The following is a 21,825-nucleotide window of genomic DNA, read 5'->3' on the forward strand; positions in this document are numbered from 1 at the left end:
GTGCTCTTCCGGGTCGACTCCACCTCCGCCGTACCCCTCGGCGACCAGATCGCCGCCTGCGTGCGCGGTGCCCTCGCCGACGGCAGCGCCGAACCCGGCGAACGCCTGCCCGCCGCCCGCGAACTCGCCGACTCCCTCGGCGTGAACGTCCATACGGTGCTGCGCGGTTACCAGCGACTGCGCGAGGAGGGCCTGATCGAGCTGCGCCGGGGCCGCGGCGCCGTGATCATGCCGGGCGCCCAGGCCCCGGACCGGGCGCACCTCGTCGAGCGGCTGCACGCCCTGGTCGGCGAGGCCCGCCGGCTGGGCGTGACGGACGACGAGTTCCTGGAACTCACCCGTACCAGCCTGAGCTGATCACCCAGGCCGGCCGGGCCGGCCACGCGTCACCCCACCGGCGTGTCCAGCCGGAGGTTCCAGCGTCCGGCGCGGCCGCTCAACGACGTACGGGACAACGGGCGTACGTCGAGGCGCCAGAAGGTCTCCTCGGGCGCGCCGAGCGCGTACGCGACGGCCGCGCGGATCACGTCGGGCTCGGCGACCGCCCACCTCTCCACACCGTCCGCCGAGCCCTCCAGGGACTCCATCCACCCCGCCACCCGGGCCCGCAGCTCCCGCAGCGACTCACCGCCGTGCGGGGCGGCGCCCGGGTCGCCGAGCCAGGCGGCCACCGCCTCCGGTTCGGCGGCGGTCACCTCGTCGAGCCGGCGGCCCCGCCAGCGCCCCATCGCGCACCCGGCGAGCGCCGGCTCCTCCGCGTACGTCTCCAGGCCGAGCGCGGCGGCCGTCGCCCGGCACCGCCCGGACGGCGAACAGACCACCCGCACCCGCGGCCCGGGGCACACCGGCCGCCGCTCCGCCTCCACCGGCCCCGCGTCGTCGAACCGGGCCTCGCGCAGCGCCGCGTTCAGGGCCGGGGCGATCAGCGTGAGTCGTGTCGTCATGGTGATCCATCCCTCAACGGCCGGAAGCGGGCCGGGAGTTCGGCACTCTTGGCGCAGCGTGTCCGGCGCGGTACCGTCGGTTGACATTTCCATAGATCGACGACGGCGAGACGGAAGTCCGGTGGGAATCCGGCACGGTCGCGCCACTGTGTGCCGCTCCCGGTCCACGCATCCGGTACCCCTACCGCGTGCCCGGCGGCGGCGAGTCAGACCTGACGCCGTCGTCGCGCACCACCGTATGGGACGCGAGTTCCCGAGGAGGTTCCACCATGGCCGAGGCCATCGCGGCGTCCGCCGCCGTACCGACCACCCCCGCCGTCACCGTTCCGGTGTCCCTGCCGGTCCGTTCCGTGCTGCCCTGGGCACTGTTCGGCGGTCTGCTGATGCTCGTCGCGCTCTACTTCGTCGGTGCCGAACAGGGCGCCCTGTCCGTCTTCGCGGGCAGCGACGTGCACGAGTGGGTGCACGACGGGCGTCATCTGCTCGGATTCCCCTGCCACTGAGGGGACGTCGCATCCATGTCGTCCCCTTCCACTCCCGACGGCCGGGCCCCGCTGGGCTCTCTCGTCGGGAAACTGCTGGTCCGCGGCATGCTCGCGGGCCTGATCGCCGGACTGTTCGCCTTCGCCGTGGCCTACGTCGCCGGTGAACCGTCCGTCGACGCCTCCATCGCGGTCGAGGAGGCCGGCGCCGCGGCGGAACACGCCGCGGGCCACGGATCCGCGGCTCCCCCGGCCACCGGTCACGAGGCCGGAGGGCACGAGGCCGGAGGGCACGAGGCCGGAGGGCACGAGGCCGGAGGGCACGAGGAGGAGGAGATCGTCAGCCGGGACCTCCAGTCCACGGCGGGTCTCGCCACCGGTGTCCTCGTCTACGGCGTCGCCCTCGGCGGCATCGCGTCCCTCGCGTTCTGTTTCGTGCTGGGACGGGTGGGCCGCTTCGGTCCGAGGGCCACCGCGGCGCTCGTCGCGGCGGCGGCCTTCACCACGGTCACCCTGGTGCCGTATCTGAAGTACCCGGCGACCCCACCGGCCGTCGGCAATCCGGACACCATCGGGCAGCGCACCTCGCTGTACTTCCTGATGATCCTGCTGAGCGTGCTGCTCGGCATCGCCGCCGTCGTCGCGGGCCGCCGGCTCGCCCCGCGCCTCGGCAACTGGAACGCGACGGTCGTCGCGGGCGCGGGCTTCGTCGCCGCGGTCGCGGTGGCCTGCGTGTTCCTGCCCGGCAACGGGGATTCCGTGCGACCGGGGTTCCCCGCGGCCGTGTTGTGGGAGTTCCGGCTCGCGAGCCTCGGCGTCCAGGCGGCACTGTGGGTGGCGTTCGCGCTCGCCTTCGGCCCGCTCGCCGAGCGGCTGCTGGCACCACCGGCCGCCCGTACCGCGGACCCGGCCCGCACCCCGGCCCCCGTGGCCTGAGCAGCGCGACGGCCCCGGGCCCGTACACCGTAAGGGGTACGGGCCCGGGGCCGTCGTGTCGTCGGCTGCCGGGGAATCAGCGCCAGTCGATGCGCTTGCGGACCGCGCGGGCGGCCTTCCAGCCGAAGCTGAAGGCGTACGCGGACAGGGCGGACGGCGCCTGCTTCAGCTGGAGCACCAGCTCGGTGTCGCGGGGGCCGACGCGCACCGTGTGCGGCTTGCGGGACGCGGCTCCGGGCAGCGTGACGGCGTGCTCGTCGGCCCGCTTGCTGACCTTGCCGCCGAGCGCGGAACCGAGACCGCCCTCGGCCGACAGGCGGCCCGCCGTACAGCGCAGCGAGACGTGCCAGTCGCCCTGGCCCAGCGCGGCTCCGCCGTCGGCGGTGCCGAGGTCGACGGAGGTCCGGAAGCAGGCCCGGCCGTAGTCGTACGTCTCCTTGCCGCGGCTGACCGTCATATGCGGCGACGGCACGTGCTCGACGGGGAAGACGAGCCTCCGGCCGGAGCCGGCCTGCGTGAGGACGACCTCGGTGACCAGGTCCCGCGTGTCGACCTGGTCGATGTACGCGTACCCCTCCAGGTCGAGAACGGTGCCGCGCCAGGCGAGCTTGTCGACGCGACGGCGCGGGCTGGCGCCGATCACCGAGCCGGTGATCTCGCACAGTTCCTCGTACTCCGGGGAGTCGGCGGCCGGGAACGGCGGCGCGGCATATGCCTTGGCGCCGCGCACCACGGTCTTGCCGGGCCGGCCCGCCAGCTGCCAGGCGACGACCTCGGCGAGCTCGTCGGTGAGGCCCTCGCGCAGGCAGTGCGCGACGAGCTTCTCGTTGACCGGCATCTTGGCCATGATCGCGGGGTTGATCCAGCGCTCCGCGTACGGACGCGCCAGCTCCACCAGCCGCTGCCGCTCCTCGGCGTCCGCGTCCACGAACCGCTTGTCGAAGCGGTCGACCATCTCGGCCTTCACATGCCGGCCGACCAGGTGGTCGCGCAGCTTGCCGGGCTCGGTGAGACCGGTGATGAGCGTGACCATCTCGTCGGCCTGCTCCAGGCCGATGCCGAAGTCGATGCCGTTCGCGGTGATGTTGCCCTCGTCCGCCCGGCGGACGACGTAGTAGCAGTCGTAGTCGCCGACGATCGAGATGACCTTGCTGTGGAGGTACGCCTGCGCCACGAAGTACTGGTCCTCGCGGATCCGCATGTGCTCCGGGAAGCGGATCTCGTGCTTCTCCACCATGTCGCGGCGGAACAGCTTGAAGGGCATCAGCGTGTAGTAGAGGAGGCCCTTGGACAGATCGGCCTTGTCGACGTTCTTCGCGAAGACCGCCTTGGGCACCCGGCGCCGGACGCCGACCAGCTTGGCGAGCACGGTGTCCGAGCCGTTCTTCTCGGCCATCGCGACCAGCCGCTCCAGGGCCTCGGGCCCCAGGCAGTCGTCGCCGTCGACGAAGAAGACGTACGTGCCGGTCGCGTGCTCCAGGCCCACGTTCCGCGGCCGGCTCGGGCCGCCGGACGCCTCCTGGTGGACGACCTTCATGATCCCGGGATGCGCCTTGGCCCACGCGTCCAGCACCTCGCCGCTGCCGTCGGTGCTGCCGTCATTGACCGCCACGACCTCGATCGCGTCGAGGCCGAGCGTCTGCTGCTCGATGGACTGGAGGGTCAGTTCCAGATACGGCATCGAGTTGTAGACGGGAATGACGAGCGAGACCGTCGGCGTGCGCGGGTCATTCATCTGTCCGATCCCCCAGTAGTGCAGATTTTGAAAAAGCTGATCCCGACGGCGCATCGTATCGCCCGGACGGGGTAGACGAGGTCGCCACACCCTCCGTCCGAACACTCCGCGTGGCCGTGGCGCGCCTCTTCGTAGCACCCCTCCGGTACGCGTGTGCCCGTCAAACGGTCTCCCGGGGAGAGAGAACCGCGAGGGAACCGCAAGAGAAGACGGGACAAACGCCGCCGCGGTTGGCTCCGGTCCCAGGAAAATCAAGGGCCCCGCGCACGCCCCGGCCACGCCTCCGTACGCGCGCCGCCCGCGCGCTCGGCCACCCGCTCGAAGGGGTATCCGGCCGACGTGCGGGGGGACCGGCACGAACCTACGCTGGCGGGGGCGGCCCGCCCCGCGCGTCCGCCACGAGCCAGGCGCCCCAGCCGGGCGTTCCAAGGAGGCAGCCATGTCGACGCGAGGCAACAAGCGCCGTGCGCGCAAGAAGAAGAAGGCCAACCACGGCAAGCGGCCCAACACCTGAGCCGCTCGCCATGGGCGTCCGGGACCGGACCGGGCCTCTCGGCAGATGTGACGGTCCCGGGCCGGTCAGCAGGTGTGGCGGTCCCGGGCCGGGTCGTACAGGTGGCTGTCGCGGAACTCCGAGGCGGCCAGCGTGCGCCCCACGATGATGACGGCGGTCTTGGTGATCCCGGCCGCCTCCACCTGCTGCGCGATGTCCTCCAGGGTGCCGCGCAGCACGATCTCGTCCGGCCTGCTGGCCATCGCGACGACGGCGGCGGGGCAGTCGGCGCCGTAGTGCGGGACGAGTTCGGCGACGATCCGCTCGGCGTACCGCGCGCCGAGGTGCAGCACGAGCAGCGCGCCGCTGCGGCCGAGGGTGGCCAGGTCCTCGCCCTCGGGCATGGCCGTGGCCTGCTGGGCGACGCGGGTGAGGATCACGGTCTGGCCGACGGTCGGCACGGTCAGTTCCCGCTTGAGCGCCGCGGCGGCGGCCGCGAAGGCCGGGACCCCGGGCACGACCTCGTACGGGATGCCGGCCGCGTCCAGGCGGCGCATCTGCTCGGCCATGGCGCTGAAGACCGACGGGTCGCCGGAGTGCAGCCGGGCCACGTCCCGGCCGGCCGCGTGGGCGGCGGCCATCTCGGCGACGATCTGGTCGAGGTCCATCCGCGCGGTGTCGACGAGCCGGGCGTCCGGCGGGCACTCGGCGAGCAGTTCGCGCGGCACGAGCGAGCCCGCGTACAGGCACACGTCGCTCTTCGCGAGGATCCGCGCGCCGCGCACGGTGATGAGGTCGGCGGCGCCGGGACCCGCGCCGATGAAGTGGACGGTCATGGTGCTGGGGAACCCTTCGTTACGGACCACTGGGTGACGGGCATCGCCTGGCGCCAGCCGGTGAAGCCGCCGACGGGCACGGCCGCGGCGACCGCGAGCCGGACCAGTTCGCCGCCGCGGCGGCGGTAGTGGTCGGCGAGCAGCGCCTCGGACTCCAGCGTGACGGTGTTGGCGACGAGCCGGCCGCCCGCCGGGAGCGCGTCCCAGCAGGCGTCGAGCAGGCCGGGGGCGGTGAGCCCGCCGCCGATGAAGACCGCGTCGGGGACGGGCAGCCCGTCGAGCGACGCGGGCGCGGGGCCGGTGACGACCCGCAGCGCGGGGACGCCGAGGGCGGCCGCGTTGCGGGTGATGCGGGCGGCGCGTTCGGGTGACTTCTCGACGGCGACCGCCCGGCAGGAGCGGTGGGCCCGCATCCATTCGATGCCGATGGAGCCGGAGCCGCCGCCGACGTCCCAGAGCAGTTCGCCGGGCGCGGGCGCGAGGGCGGCGAGCGTGGCGGCCCGCACGTACCGCTTGGTGAGCTGTCCGTCGTGGTCGTACGCGTCGTCCGGCAGCCCCGGTACGGCGCCGAGCCGCACCGTGTCCGGGTCGCGGACGCAGTCGAGGGCGAGGACGTGCAGCGCGTCCACGCGCGCGTACGGCCAGTCGGCGGCGCTGCCGTCGAGCATCCGCTCGCCGGGACCGCCGAGCTGTTCCAGGACCCGGATCCGGGTGTCGCGCCAGCCGCGCTCGCGCAGCAGCCCGGCGACCCGCGCGGGGCTCTCGGGGCCCTCTCCGAGGACCAGCAGCCGCCGTCCGTCGTGCAGGGCGGCGGTGAGCGCGTCGAGGGGCCTGGCGACCAGGGAGACGGTCTCGGTGGCCTCCAGGGGCCAGCCGAGCCGGGCGCAGGCGTACGAGACGGACGACGGGTGCGGCCGGACGTCGAGGCGGCCGGGGCCGAGCAGCTCGGCGAGGGTGCGGCCGATGCCGTAGAAGAGCGGGTCGCCGCTGGCGAGGACCGCGATCCGGCGCCCCTCGCGCGCGTGGGCGCCGATCAGGCCGGGGACGGCGGGGCGCAGCGGGCTGGGCCAGGGGACGCGCTCGCCGGAACAGTCGGCGGCGGGCAGCAGGTCGAGCTGGCGGGGGCCGCCGATCAGCACGTCGGCGGCGCGCAGCACGCGGCGCGAGGCGGCGGGCAGGCCGTCCCAGCCGTCGGCACCGATCCCGACGACGGCGACGGGCTCGGCCTCGGCGGCCTTCACCGCGGACAGGGGCGCTGTCACCGGCGGCGCGTCGGATGCGGCGTCCGGCGCCGGTATCTCAGCGTTCACGTCGGCGACTCTACGTGAGCCCCGCACCCCGGCACACGCCCCCTTCGCACCCCTGGCGCACGCTGCCCACCGGGCCGACCCGGGCAGACATCGGGCGGGCGCCGGGCGGGCGCTACTTCGAAGCGTTGCCTCCGACCCAGAACAGCAGGGAGACGAACCCCAGGAAGAGGTGGGTGGCGAATACGTACACGAAGACGCGGAGCATCACGCCCCGCTCCTTCCAGCGTTCCAGGTCCTTGGCCATGGGCTCAGGGTACGACCGGGGGAATAGGGCCGAAGGGCGCACGGTTGAGCGGGATGGTTTAAGCTTCAACCAAAAGCCTCGAGAACTTCCAGGCACACGAAAGGCGAGAGGTGAGCGCGATGCAGTTCGGGATCTTCACCGTCGGCGACGTCACGACCGACCCCACCACCGGCCGTACCCCCACCGAGCACGAGCGGATCAAGGACACGGTCGCCATCGCGCTCAAGGCCGAGGAGGTCGGGCTGGACGTCTTCGCGACCGGCGAGCACCACAACCCGCCGTTCGTGCCGTCGTCCCCCACCACCCTGCTCGGGCACATCGCCGCGCGCACCGAGAACCTGATCCTGTCCACGTCCACGACGCTGATCACCACCAACGACCCGGTGAAGATCGCCGAGGACTACGCGACCCTGCAGCACCTCGCCGACGGCCGCGTCGACCTGATGATGGGCCGCGGCAACACCGGCCCGGTCTACCCGTGGTTCGGCCAGGACATCCGCCAGGGCATCCCGCTCGCCATCGAGCACTACTCCCTGCTGCACAAGCTGTGGCGGGAGGACGTGGTCGACTGGGAGGGCAAGTTCCGCAGCGCGCTCCAGGGCTTCACGTCCACCCCGCGCCCGCTGGACGGCGTACCGCCGTTCGTGTGGCACGGCTCCATCCGCTCGCCCGAGATCGCCGAGCAGGCGGCCTACTACGGTGACGGCTTCTTCGCGAACCACATCTTCTGGCCCAAGCAGCACACCGAGAAGATGGTCCGCCTCTACCGACAGCGGTACGCCCACTACGGCCACGGCACCCCCGAGCAGGCCATCGTCGGCCTCGGCGGCCAGGTCTTCATCCGGAAGAACTCGCAGGACGCGGTACGGGAGTTCCGCCCGTACTTCGACAACGCGCCCGTGTACGGCCACGGCCCGTCCCTGGAGGAGTTCAGCCGCGAGACCCCGCTGACCGTCGGCTCGCCGCAGGAGATCATCGAGCGGACCCTGTCCTTCCGCGACTACGTCGGCGACTACCAGCGCCAGCTCTTCCTGCTCGACCACGCCGGACTGCCGACCAAGACGGTCCTGGAGCAGCTCGACATCCTCGGCGAGGAGGTCATCCCGGTGCTCCGCAAGGAGTTCGAGAGCCTGCGCCCGGCCGGCGTCCCGACGACCGCCCCGCTGCACCCCGCCGTCCAGCGGAAGTCCGACACACAGCAGCCCGTCACCCAGCAGCCCGTCACTCAGAAGCAGGAGGCATAACCAGCCATGCGTACCCTCAAGCTGGTCGCCGTCTCGGCCGGCCTCAGCAGCCCCTCCTCCACCCGGCTGCTCGCCGACCGGCTCCTCCAGGCCGCCCGTTACCGGCTCGCCGAGCAGGAGTACGCGGTCGAGGTCGAGGTGATCGAACTGCGCGACCTGGCCGTCGACATCGCGAAGAACTTCGTCACCGGCTTCCCCTCCGAAGCCCTGCGGACGGCGATCGACACGGTGACCGGCGCGGACGGGGTCATCACCGTGACCCCGGTCTTCACGGCCTCGTACAGCGGTCTGTTCAAGTCCTTCTTCGACCTGATCGACCCGGCCGCGCTGACCGGCGTCCCGGTCCTGATCGCCGCGACCGGCGGCACCGCCCGCCACTCGCTGGTCCTCGACCACGCCCTGCGCCCGCTCTTCGCCTACCTGCGCGCCGCCGTCGCGCCGACCGCCGTCTACGCGGCGTCGGAGGACTGGGGCTCGGGCGGCGACGAGTACACCGAGGGCCTGCCGGCCCGGATCACCCGGGCGGGCGTCGAGTTCGCGGAACTCGTCGCGGCCCGCCCGGACCGCGCGGACGAGGACGACGAGGTCGTCCCGTTCGAGAAGCAATTGGCCGATCTGCGGTTCGATTGATCGGTTTGTTACGTTGTCCGGGAAGCCCTCCGGGGCTCCCGACAACGAACGGAGTTCGGCGATGGCCGGCGGCAGGATCGTGGTGGGTGTGGACGGATCGGCGCCTTCGCTGAAGGCGCTGAAGTGGGCGGCGCGGCAGGCCGCCGCCACGGGGGACACCGTCCAGGCGGTGATCAGCTGGGAGTACCCGGCGTCCTGGGCGACGCTGATGCCGGGCGTGCCGCCGGAGTTCGACCCGGAGGGCCTGGCGGAGCAGATCCTCGACGAGACGGTGTCCAAGGCCCTGCCCCCGGACCAGGCGGCGGCCGTCACCCTCGCGGTCGTCGGCGGCAACCCCTCCCAGGCCCTCATCGACGCGGCCAAGGGCGCCGAACTCCTCGTGGTCGGCGACCGCGGCCGCAGCGGCTTCAAGGCCGCCGTCCTCGGCTCGGTCTCCTCGAACGTCTCCCAGCACGCCCCCTGCCCGGTCGTGGTGGTCCGGGGCACGGTCCCGGGCATCCCCGATGTCGACGAGACCGACGAGAAGTAGCCCTTCCCCGGGTCCTTCTTCTTCTCTTCCTTCCCTCGCCCCCTCCCCACCGGCGGAAAGCGGCCCACGACGGCACCCCCCCTCCCGCCTCCTCCTCCCGTCCAGCGGGCGAGGGGGCGGGCGGACGGCCGGCCCGCACCCGCAGCCCGCGCCCCCCTCACCCCGCGACCACGTCCCCCACGACGCACGCCACGTTGTCCGGCCCCCCGCACCCCCGCGCCGCCTCCACCACCGCGTCCGCCACCGCCTCCACCCCGCCGCCCCCACGCAGCGCCCGCGCGATCTCCCCCTCCGGCACCACCGCCGACACCCCGTCCGTGCACAGCAGCACCCGGTCCCCCGCCCTGACCTCCCGCACCCCGAAGTCCGGTTCCGGCGCCGCGTCCCCGCCGTCGAGGGCCTTGAGGAGGACGGCCCGGTCGGGCCGCTCCGCCGCCTCGGCCGGGTCGAGTTCGCCCGCGTCGACGAGCGCCTGGACCACGGTGTGGTCGCGGGTGAGCGGGGCGAGGACGCCGCCGCGCAGCAGGTAGGCGCGCGAGTCGCCGACGTGGGCGAGGGTGAGCCGGGTGCCGGTGAGCAGCGCGGCGGTCAGCGTGGTCCCGGAGCCCGCGTCCGAGCCCGAGGCCGAGCCCGAGCCCGCGTCCGCCCCGGCGACCCGCCGGTTCGCGTCCCGTACCCCGTCCTCCAGGGCGTTGAGCGCGTCCCCGGCCCGATCCCGCGGCCCCGCCACGGACGTCGGCGCGGCGACCGCCGCGACCGCCGCGCCCGAGGCCCGCTCCCCGTCGGCCCCGTACCCGTCGGCGACCGCGAGCAGGTGCGGACCGGCGTGCGCGGCGTCCTGTTGGACGGTGCGTACGAGCCCGCGGTCGAGCCGTACTGCGGCGACGAAGCGAAGCCCGCCGGAGAAGGCGGAAGTCGTGGTCATGTCGGTGTTCCCTCCGATGCGTTCGGCCAGAGAGGCGGCCAGGTCCCGCCGCGCCGCGGTCTGCGCCTCGACCTCGGCCCAGTACGCGCGGACGGCGCGGGCCGCGCCCGCCGTGTCCGTGGCGTACAGGGCGCAGACCCGGCCGGTGTCGGCGAGCGGCATCCCGATGCGCCGCAGCCAGCGGACGAGGCGGGCCTGTTCGACCTGGTCCCGCGTGTAGTAGCGGTAACCGGTGTACGGGTCGACGCGCGCGGGTGGCAGCAGCCCGGTCTCGTCGTAGCGGCGCAGCGCCTTGGCGGAGAGCCCGGATGCGCGGGCGAAGTCCCCGATCGTCAGCAGCATGCCCCCAGCCTCCCCGGCCCGACGGCCTCTCTGGGCCGGGCGTGCTCACCCGGCACCACCGAGCCTTGGCCTTCCCCCGGCGGGAAGGTCAAGGGCCCCCGCCAGACGCCGCTCATGGCCATGGCCACCGCCGCTGTGGCGGTGGCCATGGCCTACTCCGGATGTCGCGCCGGACGCACCCCGCGCACTCCGCGCACTCCGCGCACTCAGTAGGGCGCGGGATGCCCGGCCGCGTCCTCGTGCGTGTAGAAGAGATAGAACGCGGCGGAGGACACGCCGGCGCCCACGATCAGTCCGAGGATCACCGAGGCGTAGATGCTCGCGTCGGAGAGGCTGAAGAGGAAGCCGATCGCGCAGCCGGCGAACGCGCCCCAGGCGACCGCGCGCAGCTCGCGCCGCAGCAGGTGGCCGTAGTGGTGGAGGGCGTAGACGCCGACGGCGACCACGAGGCCGCTGACGACGCCGAGCCAGAACTGGCCCCAGCTCGGGGCGCCGCCCCGGCGGACGACGGTGGGGGCCCACAGACCGTAGGCGATGCCGAAGAGGACGGGGACGACCCAGCCCTTCGCGCCGCTGCTCGTCCGCTGCTCGTGCCGGACCGTGTGCCGGCCGACGGGTACCGCTGAGTGTGCGGCCATGGCGGAGACTCCTTTCCCGCGCCTTCTGCTGCATCCTCCAGCGCACACCTCACTCGAACGGCCCGCAAGTGGATCAGCCGGTTCCGCGCTCCTCACCCGAACGCACCAGTAAAAAATCCGATGGGCGAGCGACCGCTCCCACGATGGGGCCATGAGCCAGAACACCGCACCGCAGGCGCCGCGGACCCCGCCGCCTGCCTACGCTTCCCACTCCTCGGGCTGGGCCTCCGGTGGATCCCTCTTCGCCGGTGTCCTGATGCTGGTCACCGGCATCATCGACATCTTCGAGGGCATCGCCGGCATCGCCCACAACACCATGTACGCCCGCGTCGGCGACTACGTGTACCGGTTCAGCTTCACGACCTGGGGCTGGATCCACCTGATCCTCGGCATCCTCGTCGCGCTCACCGGTTTCGCGATCCTCAAACGGGCGGAGTCGGGCCGGATCGCCGGCATCATCCTGGCCGGCCTGAACATCGTGATCCAGTTCATGTTCCTGCCGCACCAGCCGTGGTGGGCCATGTTCTCCATGGCCATCTCCGTCTTCGTCATCTGGGCGCTGGCGGCGGACGAGTCGTTCGGGAAGCACGGCGGGTGAGCGGGACGAGACACGCGCTCGCCGGCACCGCCGTCTGCGCCGCCGTGCTGCTCGCCCTCACCGGGTGCGAGCAGGCCAAGCAGAAGGCGAGCGACATCTCCGCGTCCGCGCAGCAGCGGATGCGGGATGTCGCCCACGGGATCGACGCGACCAAGGACGTCACGGCCGGCCCGTCCACCACGGCGAGCGACGGGCGCGCGGTCGCGACGATCACCGTGACCAACCGCGGCGACAAGACCTCCGACTTCACCGCCTGGGTCAACTTCCGTGACGCGAGCGGCAATCTGCTCGACGCGGTGGTGCTGAACATCGACGGCGTCGGCCCCGGGGCGGTCAAGTCGGCGACGGCCCGCAGCAATCGGAAGCTGTCCGGCACGACGAAGGCCGAGGTCGCCCAGGCCCTCCGCCACTGACCGCGGCGACCCGCTCCCCGCCCCCGTCCCGCCTCGCGCGCGTTCCCCGCGCCTTCCCGCGCGTTCCCCCGCGAATTCCCTGAACGGGCGTCCCGACCTGCGCGTTCGGCCCGGATCGGCCACGCTGGAGAACATGGACAACGACGACATCCTCCAGGACATCGGCGCCCTCGTCGAGGAGGAACGCGCCCTGCGGCAGCGCACCGGCGGGCTCCTGGACGAGGAGCGGACACGGCTCGCGGAGCTGGAGGTACGGCTCGACCAGTGCTGGGACCTGCTGCGGCAGCGCAGGGCGAAGACGGAGTACGGGGAGGACCCGGACACGGCGGCCGTGCGCCCCGCCACCGAGGTCGAGAACTACCGCAGTTAGGGCGATCAGCGCCCCGGATCGCACGGTTCGGTCAGTTCAGGCCATCCTCGGGCCACGCCAAACCTCACCAAAGGGTGCGTACGGACGCGCGGGGCGGCGGTCGCGGAACGGATACTTCCCACCGCCGTTACCGAAATCCACGGGGACGACTACGATGCGCACGAATTCACTGTGATCCACACCGCTTTCGCGTCCCCCGACCGGCGCGCGGCAGGGTCACGGTCTCTTCGCCTGCCGTCCCCCCTCGTCATCGCTCCACCCCGTTCTCCCCCGCTCGTCACCCTCGCGCTTCCGCTCGACCGACCGTCCCCCCACCACGCGCCCCGAGGACACCGTCATGCGCACCACTTCCGGCAGAGGCCCCGGTCGCGGCCCCGCCAAGGGCCCGGGCCGGGGTCTCCAGCCCAACGCCCTCGGCACGTTCGACACGATCCTGATGGCCGTCGCCGGCAGCGCCCCCGCCTACTCGCTCGCCGCGACCACGGCCGTCCTCTTCGGCACGGCCGGCTTCGCCGGGCCCGCGGCGCTGCTCTACTGCGCGATACCCATGCTCGGAATCGTCCTCGCGTACGCGCGTCTTGGCCGGATCGACGTCAATGCCGGTGCCGCGTACTCGTGGGTGGGCCGTACCCTGCACCCCTTCCTCGGCTTCCTGTCCGGCTGGGCGCTGGTCTTCGCCGCGACCGTCTTCATGGTGGCCGGCTCGCTGCCGGCCGGCTCGCTGACGCTCTCCCTCGTCGACCCGGCCCTCGCCGACGACACGCTCCTGGCCAGCGCGGTGGGCGCGGGCTGGTTCCTGGTGATGCTGCTGATCGTCCTGGGCGGCGCGCGGCTCACCGTACGGGCCCAACTCCTCATGTCCGGCATCGAGATGGCGATCCTGCTGGTCTTCATCCTCGGGGTGCTCGCGCACCACGGGTACGCCACCGCCTTCGACTGGTCCTGGTTCGGCTTCGGCCACTTCGGCGGCGCCTCCGGCTTCGCGTCGAGCGCGCTGATCGCCGCGTTCTACTACTGGGGCTGGGACGTCACCAGCAACCTGAGCGAGGAGACCCGCGACAGCCGCCGTACGGCCGGCTTCGCCGCGCTCGTCGGCACGGGCGTGGTCTTCCTCCTCTTCGTGGCGTTCACGGTCGCGGTCAACGTGCTGCTCAGCGCCGACAAGATCGAGACGAGCGGCACGAACGTGCTCGCCGTCCTCGGCGAGGAGATCTGGCCCGGCGTCGGCGGCAAGTTGCTGATCCTGGCCGTGCTCCTGTCGACCGTCGCGACCCTGGAGACCACCCTCCTCCAGGCCACCCGCTCGCTGTTCGCGATGGGCCGCGACCACACCCTGCCGTCGGCGCTCGGCGTCGTGCACCGCCGCTGGAACACCCCGTGGGTCGCGATCGTCGCCGTCGGCGTCGTCGCGCTCGGCCTGTTCGCGGCGGCGACCGCCGCCGGCTCGGTGACCGAGGCGCTGCAGACCGGGGTGAGCGCCATCGGCCTCCAGATCTCGCTCTATTACGCCCTCGCGGGCATCGCGGCCGTCGTCGCGTACCGGAAGCTCGTGCTGACGTCCGTACGGGAGTTCTTCCTCGGCGCGGCGTGGCCGCTGCTCGGTTCGGCGTTCATGCTGTGGGTCTTCTTCCAGTCGCTGGGCGAACTGTCGGGGGCCGCGCTGACCGTCGGCCTCGGCGGGCTCGCGGCGGGCGTGCCGCTGATGCTCGTGTACTGGCGCAAGGGCAGCTCGTACTACCGGCCGGCCCGGCTCTGCGCGGTCAGCGCGCTGGCGGCGGCGGAACCCTTCGACTCCTCCGACTCGCCCCGCGCGCGCCGGGAAGAGAAGTCGCTCGCGACCGACTTCTGAGGGCCGCGGGCGCCGGACTCCCGCTGACTACTCCCGCCGCCCGCTCCCACACTCACTACTCCCACTCACTACTCCCGTCCACCGCTTCCGTTCACTGACCACACCCGATTCCGATCCGACGGGGCCGGCTTCCGGCCGCTCCGTCCCCCAGGGGGGATCCGGATGGCAGCTCTCCGCCGCCTCTCGCGCAGGGCCGGGCAGTCCCGGCAGGCCCGGTTCGTCCCGGACTTCGACCCGGACTTCGGCGACCGGCCGCTCACCGAGGCCCGGCACGACATGGTCATCGGCCGCTGGCAGGGCGTCCGCGACCTGCTCGCCGCCACCGGGAACGACTGGGCCCGCCGGACCCACCGGATCCGGCTGCTGTCGCACGCCGCCGCCGGCACCTCCGCCGTCGAGGCCTGGCGGGCGGCCGAACCGGGCAACCCGGACGTGGCGGTGCTGCGCGCCGCGACCGAGGTCGTACGGCTCTTCGACACGGCCATCGCCGCCGGCCGGGGCGCGACGGTCGACCGCGGCCGGATCGACGCCACCGCCGACATCTGTCTGACGGCGGCGGAGGCGGCACCCGCCGACCCGATGCCGTGGGCGTCGCTGCTGTCGGTCGCGCGGCTCTACGAGGGCGGGGTGTCACGGCGCGAACTGCGCGGCTGGTTCGACGAGTTGCGGCGCCGCGACCCGTACCACACCGAAGGCCACACACAGTTGCTGCGCTACTGGTCGGCCCGCTGGCACGGCACGCACGGCGCGATGTACGACTTCGCGCGCGACGCGGCGGGCGTGGCGCCGCCCGGCTCGCCACTGCCGGTCCTCGTGCAGATCGCCCGCGTCGAGGAGTACCGCTACATCGTGGACGGGGCGCTGGGCCGGGGCCCGGTGCGCGGCTTCGACCAGCACTGGAAGCACGAGCTGGCGGTGACCGAGCTGCGCCGCACGCACGCCCGCTGGGTCAACGGCCGGGAGCCGGGCCGGCCGGCGGCGCCGGAGGAGGTCGCCGAACTCAACTACCTCGCGCACGCCGCGTGTTACGCGGGCCAGGCGGCGGTGGCGCGGGACGTGATGGGGCTGCTCGGGAAACAGGCGGCATGGGTGCCGTGGGCGTACACGGGCGAGGCGGAGGAGCAGTTCGTACGGTTCCGGGAGGGCCTGGAAGCGGGTGCGGGCGCGGAGTCCGGGCCGTGGGCCGAGGGCCGGCCGGGCCCGGGAACGGGCTGAGACCCGTCCCCTGACGCCGTACCGCCCTGCCCGGAAGGTTCCGGACAGGGCGGTGACGGACAGGGCGGTGACGAACTACGACGGGATCGGCGTCGGGCTCAGAGACCGATGTCCTCGCCGTCCGTGCGCCAGACGGCGACCACGGACGGGCGGACGATCCTGCCCGGTCCGTCCGGCCAGACCGAGGCGGGCTTCTCGACGGACGCGCCGTCGATCTCGCCCGGGTGCTGCACGGCGACCAGGACGCGGCGGTCCTGGACGATCGGTCCGCAGGTCTCCGCGCCGGTCGGCACAGTCAGGAACTGCCGGAGCTCACCGAGCCGTTCGCCCCGCGTGGCGACACCGAACAGACCGTCGTGCGAGCCGAGCTGGTTGCCGTCGGTGGAGATCCACAGGTTGCCGTGCGGGTCGAAGGTGACGTTGTCGGGGCAGGAGATCGGGCTGACCTTCTCCTTCGGGAAGCCGGCGAAGTAGGTCGCCGGGTCCGCCGGGTCGCCCGCGACGAGGAACAGCCGCCAGGCGAAGCGCTCCGAGGCCGGGTCGTCGCGGTGCTCGGCGAGCTCCAGGATCTGGCCGTGCTTGTTGAGGTTGCGCGGGTTGGCCTCGTCCGCGCCGGCCTTGCCCGCCTTGCCGCGGTCGGCGTTGTTGGTGAGGACGACGTAGACGCGGCCGGTACGCGGCGACGGCTCGATGTCCTCGGGACGGTCCATCTTGGTGGCGCCGACCTTGTCACCGGCGAGGCGCGTGAAGACGTACACCTCCTCGGCCGTCATGCCGGGCACGTGCGAGACGGCCTCGCCGCGCGGGCCGGCCGTGGCGAGCGGGATCCAGGTGCCCGAACCGTCGAACTCGCCATCCGACGGGAGCTTTCCGGTGCCGTCGATCTCGGTGGCGGGGCTGTCGCCGGTCAGCTTGGCGACGTACAGGGTGCCCTCGTCGAGCAGGGTGAGGTTGTGCTCGTGCGCGGCGCGCGAGTTGCCCTTCTTCATCCGCTGCGACGAGACGAACTTGTAGAAGTAGTCGAAGCGTTCGTCGTCGCCCATGTAGACGACCACGCGGCCGTCGTCGGTCAGGCGCGGCTGCGCGGCCTCGTGCTTGAAGCGGCCGAGCGCGGTGCGCTTGCGGGGCGTGGACTCCGGGTCGTACGGGTCGAGTTCGACGACCCAGCCGAAGCGGTGCGCCTCGTTGGGCTCCTGCGCCAGGTCGAAGCGCTTGTCGAAGCGCTCCCACTTGCGCTCGGAGGCGCCGGTGCCGATGCCGTACCGCTTGTCGGTGGCGGAGGAGGCGTGGGCGAAGTACTGGTTGAAGTTCTCCTCGCCGTGGAGGGTGGTGCCCCACGGGGTGGTGCCGCCCGCGCAGTTGTTGAGGGTGCCGAGGACGGTACGGCCGGTGCGGTCGGCGGACGTCCGGACCAGGGCGCCGCCGGCGGCGGGGCCGGTGAGCTCGAACCGGCTGGTGGCGGTCAGCCGCCGGTTGAGGTGATGGCGGGAGACCGGGGCCAGCCGGCCGGTGCGGCGCTCGCCCTCGACGGCGACGACGGACAGGCCGTGCGCGGCCCACGCGATCTCGACCTGCTCGCGGGTCGGGTTCTCCGGGTCGTAGCCGCGGAACATCAGGATCTCGTCGGTGTACTCGTGGTTGGCGACGAGCAGCTGACGGTTCGGCTCGCCACGCAGCGGGAGCAGGGAGAGGAAGTCGTTGTTGTAGCCGAACTGGCCGGCCTGGGCCTTCGCCGACTGCTTGTCGGCGTCGAAGGCGGGCGCGCCGCGCAGGATCGGCTCGCCCCAGCGGATGACGACGTTCTGGGAGTAGCCGGCGGGGACGGTGACCTGGTCGGCGGTGTTGGGCGCGACGGGCGCGAAGCGCAGGCCGCGGGCGCCCTCGACCGGGCGGGGCGCGCCGTGGTGGCCGTTGCCGTTGCCGTGGCCGCTGCCGCTGTGCGCCTCGGCGGGCTGCGCGCCGCCGAGGGCGAGCGTGGTGCCGGCGGCGGACGCGACGGTGACGACGGCGGCGGCACGCATCATCGAACGGCGGGAAAGCGCCCCCGCGATGACGTCACCGACGTACTCGTTGTCGCTGGTGTTCGGCACCTCCTGGAAACAGGCGTCGCCGCACCGGAAACGGCACGTCATGGCGGAACGGCCGCCTCCGTGGGAGTGGTTGCTCAGCATCGGCAGCATTTTGCGCACTTCGTCCTCCAGGGCGTCCGCATCGGTCCGACGGCGACGTTAGGGGCGCACCCCGGCACGACGGCGGCGGCACGGTGAACGAGCGATGAATCCCGGGCGACCGCGAGGGCCGGAAGTGTGGCGCGGTTGTGAGGACGGAACGCGGAGGGGTCACGGGGAGGGTCGTAGGGCGGGGCTTGAGTGGCCGATAACCTTACGTGTCCGCCCTGGCCATGGATGCCGGGACGAGGACGCACACCGCACCCGACTCACGCGAAGGGGTACGCCCATGGGTATCCGGAGCTTGCTGCGCAAGGTTTTCGGCCGCGACCGCACGACCGACACCACTTCGGCCGCCCCCGTCCCGCCGCAGGCGGCCGCCCCGGAGGTGGAGACGACGAAGGCGGAGCGGGTGGAGGTAGAGGAGGCGAAGCCGACGGAGGCCGCGGAGGCCCCGGCGGCGGAGCCGGAGGCGCCGATGACAAAGGCGCCGGTGACAGAGGCGCCTGAGGCCCCGGTGGTGGAGGCCGCGGCCGAGACCACCGAGCCGGCCGCGACGCCGGTGCCGGAGGCGAAGGCAGAGGCAGAGGAGAAGGCAGAGGCAGAGGAGCCGCAGGCGAAGGCCGCGGTGCCCGAGCAGCCCGCCGCGCCGGTGATCCCGGCCGAGCCCGAGCCGGAGCCCGAGGCCGCCCCGGAGCCGGCGGCGCCCGCCGCCGAGGCCGAGGAGACCACCGAGCCGGAGCCCGTCGCCGAGCCCGCGAAGCCCGTGGTCCCCGCCCAGACCGCCGCCGAACGCGCGGCCGCGGACCTGGTCGCCGCCTCCTTCGACAACCCGCGCATCCCGCACGCCCGCCAGGAGACGCCGGAGGCGGAGACCCCCGCCGCCGAGGCGAAGCCGGAGCCGGAGCCGGAGGCTGTGGTGGAGACCGCTGCGGCTGAGGCGAAGCCCGAGCCGGAGGCGGAAGCCGAGCCGGCCCCCGTCGGGGCTCCCGAGCCGGAGATCACCGAGCCGGAGCCCGTCGCGGCCACGGAGCAGGCCACCCCGGCAGAGGCGGTCGAAGCTCCCGCCGTCGAGCCTGTCGAAGCCGTAGAGGTCACCGCACCGGAGCCGAAGCCGGAGGCTGCCGCCGAGGCCGAGGCCCCCGCCGAGCAGGCCACCCCTGCGGAGTCCGTCGAGGCCGTCGAGACTCCCGCCGTCGAGGTCACCGAGCCGGAGGCGACCCCCGCCGAAACGCCCGAAGAGTCCCCCGAGGCGTCCGCCCAGGAATCTCCCGAGGAGCCTGCCGAGGCGTCCGCCGAGAAGCCCGCCGAGGCAGCCCCGGAGGAATCCCCCGCAGAGCCCTCCGAACAGCCTTCTGAGGAATCCCCCGCGGAATCCCCCGAGGAGCCGAAGGACTGCGGCCCCGCCGTCCCCCTCGCCCGCGTGGAGGCGGACGCGCCGCACCTCGCCGACGCGTACAAGGCGGCCGGCACCGTACTGAAGAACCAGGATCTGGCGGGCGCGCGGGCGGCCGTCTACCTGGTGGTCGACCGGTCCGGTTCGATGCGCCCGTACTTCAAGGACGGCTCGGTCCAGCGGCTCGCCGAGCAGACGGTCGCGCTGGCGGCCCACCTGTCCGAGGACGCGACGGCGACCGCCGTCTTCTTCTCCACGGACATCGACGGCACCGCCGAGCTGACCCCGGCCGGCCTCACCCCGACCCGTGTGGACGAGCTGAACGCCACGTACGGCCGGATGGGCCGGACCACGTACCACCGCGCCGTCGAGGAGGTCCTGGCCCTGCACGAGAAGAGCGCGGACCCGTCGCGGCCCGCCCTGGTCGTGTTCCAGACGGACGGCGCGCCCGAGTCGAAGACGGCCGCCACCCAGGCGTTGGCGGAGGCGGCGGACCGCCCGTACGAGGTGCACTGGCGGTTCACGGTGTGGGGCGCGGAGGAGACGAAGGCCTTCGACTTCCACCGTAGGCTCGCCACTCCCCGTACCGCCGTCCACTTCGCCGGACCGGCGCCCGTCGAGGCGGAGCACACCGCCTTCTACCGCGGTCTGCTCGCGGACTGGTCGCTCTGACCGGACCCCGACCGCACCCTGATCAGCGGCTGATCACCGCCTGATCGACGACTGAACGGCACCCCGGGCCCGGGGCCGGTGGGCGTACCCACCCGGCCCCGGGCTTAACCATGTGAGGGGGACACGATCCGGCCGTTAAAATTCGCAGCATGGCGGCCACTGGATCCGAGAAGCAGGGCTCGAAGGCGTTCTACGTCACGACCCCCATCTACTACGTCAACGACGCTCCTCACCTGGGCCACGCCTACACGACCGTCGCAGGCGACGTGCTCACCCGCTGGCACCGCCAGCGCGGTGAGAAGGTGTGGTACCTCACCGGCACGGACGAGCACGGTCAGAAGATCATGCGCACCGCGGAGGCGAACGGCGTCAGCCCCCAGGAGTGGTGCGACAAGCTCGTCGAGGAGGCCTGGAAGCCCCTCTGGGAGCACCTGAACATCGCGAACGACGACTTCATCCGCACCACCCAGAAGCGTCACACCGACCGCGTCCAGGAGTTCGTGCAGGACCTGTACGACAAGGGCGAGATCTACAAGGGCGGCTACGAGGGCCCGTACTGCGTGGGCTGCGAGGAGTACAAGCTCCCCGGCGACCTCATCGAGGCGGAGGACGGCACCAAGCTGTGCGCCGTCCACAAGAAGCCGGTGGAGATCCTCAAGGAGGAGAACTACTTCTTCAAGCTGAGCGAGTACGGCCCGAAGCTGATCGAGTTCTACGAGTCGAACCCGGGCTTCATCCAGCCGGAGAGCGCCCGCAACGAGGTCGTGAACTTCGTCAAGCAGGGCCTCCAGGACCTGTCGATCTCGCGTTCGACGTTCGACTGGGGCGTGCCGATCCCGTGGGACGACAAGCACGTGATCTACGTGTGGGTCGACGCCCTCCTGAACTACGCGACGGCCGTCGGCTACAACGAGAACCCGGCGAAGTTCGACGAGACCTTCCCGGCGAACGTGCACCTCATCGGCAAGGACATCCTGCGCTTCCACGCGGTGATCTGGCCGGCGATGCTGATGGCGCAGGGCCTGCCGGTGCCGGGACGCGTCGCGGCGAACGGCTGGCTGATGGTCGGCGGCGAGAAGATGTCGAAGTCGAACCTGACCGGCATCAAGCCGCAGGACCTGACCTCGCACTTCGGCGTGGACGCCTACCGCTGGTACTTCCTGCGCGCGATCGCGTTCGGGCAGGACGGCTCGTTCTCGTGGGAGGACTTCTCCGCCCGCTACACCTCCGAGCTGGCCAACGACTACGGCAACCTCGCCTCGCGCGTGGCGGCCATGGTCGGCAAGTACTTCGGCGGCGAGCTGCCGGCCGCGACGGCCGACGGCGACGCGGAGAAGGCGGTCCACGAGGGCCTGGCGCGGGCCGTGGCCACCGCCGACGCCAAGATCGGCGAGGAGCTGGACTTCCAGGCCGGCATCCTGGCGATCTTCGACTTCGTGAAGCAGGTCAACGGCTACATCACCGAGCAGGAGCCCTGGAAGGTCGCCAAGGACGAGTCGGAGGCGGGCCAGGCCCGTCTCGCGACGATCCTGTACACGGCCGCCGAGGCGCTGCGCGCGGTCGCGGTCCTGCTGAACCCGATCATGCCGGAGACCTCCCAGCAGCTCTGGGACTCGCTCGGCGCCGAGGCGTCCCTGGGCGCCCTGACCGCCCAGCCGGTCCAGGACGCGGGCACGTGGGGCCAGCTCCCGACGGGCGCGAAGGTCACGAAGGGCGCGGGGCTCTTCCCGCGTCTGGAGGACCCGAAGAAGGCCTGACGCCCCCCGGCGACATCATCCTGGCCCACTTCCGCGGCCCCTCCGAGCTCAAGGGCCGCACCATGACCCAGATGACCGCCAACCTGCTGCGCCACATCC

At 72.7% G+C, this 21,825-nt stretch carries 22 protein-coding genes and 1 riboswitch; of the genes, 14 read left to right on the top strand and 8 right to left on the bottom strand.

Annotation, left to right across the window (positions count from 1 at the left end):
- Nucleotides 1–357: a GntR family transcriptional regulator gene (locus ABZ693_RS31965; RefSeq protein ID WP_359884674.1), complete on the top strand. Its 357-nt coding sequence runs from the start codon at nucleotides 1–3 to the stop codon at nucleotides 355–357.
- A gap of 29 nt (nucleotides 358–386) precedes the next feature.
- Here ABZ693_RS31965 and ABZ693_RS31970 read toward each other — a convergent pair whose 3' ends face one another.
- Nucleotides 387–944: a histidine phosphatase family protein gene (locus ABZ693_RS31970; RefSeq protein ID WP_359884677.1), complete on the bottom strand. Its 558-nt coding sequence runs from the start codon at nucleotides 942–944 to the stop codon at nucleotides 387–389.
- An 83-nt stretch (nucleotides 945–1,027) separates the two neighbouring features.
- A riboswitch (adenosylcobalamin (AdoCbl) riboswitch) is annotated at nucleotides 1,028–1,176 on the top strand.
- A gap of 49 nt (nucleotides 1,177–1,225) precedes the next feature.
- Between ABZ693_RS31970 and ABZ693_RS31975 the strand changes: the two genes are divergently transcribed.
- Together ABZ693_RS31975 and ABZ693_RS31980 are read left to right on the top strand one after the other, a co-directional pair.
- The gene (locus tag ABZ693_RS31975) at nucleotides 1,226–1,447 is read left to right on the top strand and encodes a CbtB domain-containing protein (RefSeq protein ID WP_381671707.1); all 222 of its coding nucleotides are present in this window, start codon (nucleotides 1,226–1,228) and stop codon (nucleotides 1,445–1,447) included.
- A gap of 15 nt (nucleotides 1,448–1,462) precedes the next feature.
- The gene (locus tag ABZ693_RS31980) at nucleotides 1,463–2,362 is read left to right on the top strand and encodes a CbtA family protein (protein WP_359884682.1); all 900 of its coding nucleotides are present in this window, start codon (nucleotides 1,463–1,465) and stop codon (nucleotides 2,360–2,362) included.
- A gap of 76 nt (nucleotides 2,363–2,438) precedes the next feature.
- On the opposite strand, the gene ABZ693_RS31985 is transcribed toward ABZ693_RS31980, so the two are convergent.
- Entirely contained in the window at nucleotides 2,439–4,097 is a 1,659-nt protein-coding gene (locus tag ABZ693_RS31985; RefSeq protein WP_359884684.1) for a glycosyltransferase family 2 protein, read from the bottom strand.
- Between the two features lie 439 nt (nucleotides 4,098–4,536).
- Between ABZ693_RS31985 and ABZ693_RS36210 the strand changes: the two genes are divergently transcribed.
- Nucleotides 4,537–4,611, top strand: coding sequence for a 50S ribosomal protein bL37 (locus tag ABZ693_RS36210; protein ID WP_381671703.1), 75 nt, complete (start codon nucleotides 4,537–4,539; stop codon nucleotides 4,609–4,611).
- A 65-nt stretch (nucleotides 4,612–4,676) separates the two neighbouring features.
- Here the strand turns inward: ABZ693_RS36210 and cobM are convergent, their stop codons facing one another.
- The 3 genes from cobM to ABZ693_RS32000 all read right to left on the bottom strand — a co-directional run bounded on the left by cobM (nucleotide 4,677) and on the right by ABZ693_RS32000 (nucleotide 6,980).
- Entirely contained in the window at nucleotides 4,677–5,426 is a 750-nt protein-coding gene (gene cobM, locus ABZ693_RS31990; protein WP_359884685.1) for a precorrin-4 C(11)-methyltransferase, read from the bottom strand.
- Nucleotides 5,423–6,688 carry a precorrin-6y C5,15-methyltransferase (decarboxylating) subunit CbiE gene (gene cbiE / locus ABZ693_RS31995; protein WP_435842607.1) on the bottom strand — a complete coding sequence of 422 codons (1,266 nt, stop codon included), beginning with the start codon at nucleotides 6,686–6,688 and terminating at the stop codon, nucleotides 5,423–5,425. Before cbiE ends, cobM begins: the two co-directional genes overlap by 4 nt.
- Before the next feature lie 160 nt (nucleotides 6,689–6,848).
- Nucleotides 6,849–6,980 carry a DUF6126 family protein gene (locus tag ABZ693_RS32000; RefSeq protein ID WP_359884687.1) on the bottom strand — a complete coding sequence of 44 codons (132 nt, stop codon included), beginning with the start codon at nucleotides 6,978–6,980 and terminating at the stop codon, nucleotides 6,849–6,851.
- Between the two features lie 119 nt (nucleotides 6,981–7,099).
- Between ABZ693_RS32000 and ABZ693_RS32005 the strand changes: the two genes are divergently transcribed.
- The 3 genes from ABZ693_RS32005 (at nucleotide 7,100) to ABZ693_RS32015 (ending at nucleotide 9,383) form a co-directional block, all read left to right on the top strand.
- On the top strand, nucleotides 7,100–8,224 hold the full coding sequence (locus ABZ693_RS32005) for an LLM class flavin-dependent oxidoreductase (protein ID WP_359884689.1): 1,125 nt from the start codon (nucleotides 7,100–7,102) through the stop codon (nucleotides 8,222–8,224).
- Nucleotides 8,225–8,230: 6 nt separating this feature from the next.
- Nucleotides 8,231–8,854 (top strand): FMN reductase, encoded by a 624-nt coding sequence (locus ABZ693_RS32010; RefSeq protein WP_359884691.1) that lies wholly within the window; start codon nucleotides 8,231–8,233, stop codon nucleotides 8,852–8,854.
- Between the two features lie 61 nt (nucleotides 8,855–8,915).
- Nucleotides 8,916–9,383, top strand: coding sequence for a universal stress protein (locus tag ABZ693_RS32015; RefSeq protein ID WP_359884693.1), 468 nt, complete (start codon nucleotides 8,916–8,918; stop codon nucleotides 9,381–9,383).
- A gap of 157 nt (nucleotides 9,384–9,540) precedes the next feature.
- On the opposite strand, the gene ABZ693_RS32020 is transcribed toward ABZ693_RS32015, so the two are convergent.
- Both ABZ693_RS32020 and ABZ693_RS32025 read right to left on the bottom strand, forming a co-directional pair.
- Nucleotides 9,541–10,650 carry a MerR family transcriptional regulator gene (locus tag ABZ693_RS32020; protein WP_359884694.1) on the bottom strand — a complete coding sequence of 370 codons (1,110 nt, stop codon included), beginning with the start codon at nucleotides 10,648–10,650 and terminating at the stop codon, nucleotides 9,541–9,543.
- 206 nt (nucleotides 10,651–10,856) lie between these two features.
- Complete coding sequence (locus ABZ693_RS32025) at nucleotides 10,857–11,288, bottom strand: hypothetical protein (RefSeq protein WP_359884696.1); 432 nt, start codon at nucleotides 11,286–11,288, stop codon at nucleotides 10,857–10,859.
- A gap of 151 nt (nucleotides 11,289–11,439) precedes the next feature.
- Between ABZ693_RS32025 and ABZ693_RS32030 the strand changes: the two genes are divergently transcribed.
- From ABZ693_RS32030 to ABZ693_RS32050, 5 genes are all read left to right on the top strand, one after another.
- Complete coding sequence (locus tag ABZ693_RS32030) at nucleotides 11,440–11,886, top strand: DUF7144 family membrane protein (protein WP_359884697.1); 447 nt, start codon at nucleotides 11,440–11,442, stop codon at nucleotides 11,884–11,886.
- A complete protein-coding gene (locus ABZ693_RS32035) occupies nucleotides 11,883–12,299 on the top strand; it encodes an FxLYD domain-containing protein (RefSeq protein ID WP_359884699.1) in 417 nt (138 codons plus the stop codon). Before ABZ693_RS32030 ends, ABZ693_RS32035 begins: the two co-directional genes overlap by 4 nt.
- Before the next feature lie 133 nt (nucleotides 12,300–12,432).
- On the top strand, nucleotides 12,433–12,669 hold the full coding sequence (locus ABZ693_RS32040) for a DUF2630 family protein (protein ID WP_359884701.1): 237 nt from the start codon (nucleotides 12,433–12,435) through the stop codon (nucleotides 12,667–12,669).
- 337 nt (nucleotides 12,670–13,006) lie between these two features.
- Nucleotides 13,007–14,518 carry an APC family permease gene (locus tag ABZ693_RS32045; RefSeq protein WP_359884703.1) on the top strand — a complete coding sequence of 504 codons (1,512 nt, stop codon included), beginning with the start codon at nucleotides 13,007–13,009 and terminating at the stop codon, nucleotides 14,516–14,518.
- Nucleotides 14,519–14,680: 162 nt separating this feature from the next.
- Entirely contained in the window at nucleotides 14,681–15,733 is a 1,053-nt protein-coding gene (locus ABZ693_RS32050; RefSeq protein ID WP_359884704.1) for a hypothetical protein, read from the top strand.
- A gap of 98 nt (nucleotides 15,734–15,831) precedes the next feature.
- On the opposite strand, the gene ABZ693_RS32055 is transcribed toward ABZ693_RS32050, so the two are convergent.
- Nucleotides 15,832–17,922 carry a PhoX family protein gene (locus tag ABZ693_RS32055; RefSeq protein ID WP_359884706.1) on the bottom strand — a complete coding sequence of 697 codons (2,091 nt, stop codon included), beginning with the start codon at nucleotides 17,920–17,922 and terminating at the stop codon, nucleotides 15,832–15,834.
- A 268-nt stretch (nucleotides 17,923–18,190) separates the two neighbouring features.
- Here ABZ693_RS32055 and ABZ693_RS32060 point away from each other — a divergent pair, with 268 nt between their 5' ends.
- Nucleotides 18,191–19,969, top strand: a complete 1,779-nt coding sequence (locus ABZ693_RS32060; protein WP_359884707.1) for a VWA domain-containing protein — start codon at nucleotides 18,191–18,193, stop codon at nucleotides 19,967–19,969.
- A 149-nt stretch (nucleotides 19,970–20,118) separates the two neighbouring features.
- On the top strand, nucleotides 20,119–21,726 hold the full coding sequence (metG, locus tag ABZ693_RS32065) for a methionine--tRNA ligase (RefSeq protein WP_359884708.1): 1,608 nt from the start codon (nucleotides 20,119–20,121) through the stop codon (nucleotides 21,724–21,726).
- Nucleotides 21,727–21,825: the final 99 nt, after the last annotated feature.

This window comes from Streptomyces laurentii (genome assembly GCF_040635425.1).
Taxonomy (GTDB): Bacteria; Actinomycetota; Actinomycetes; order Streptomycetales; family Streptomycetaceae; genus Streptomyces; species Streptomyces laurentii.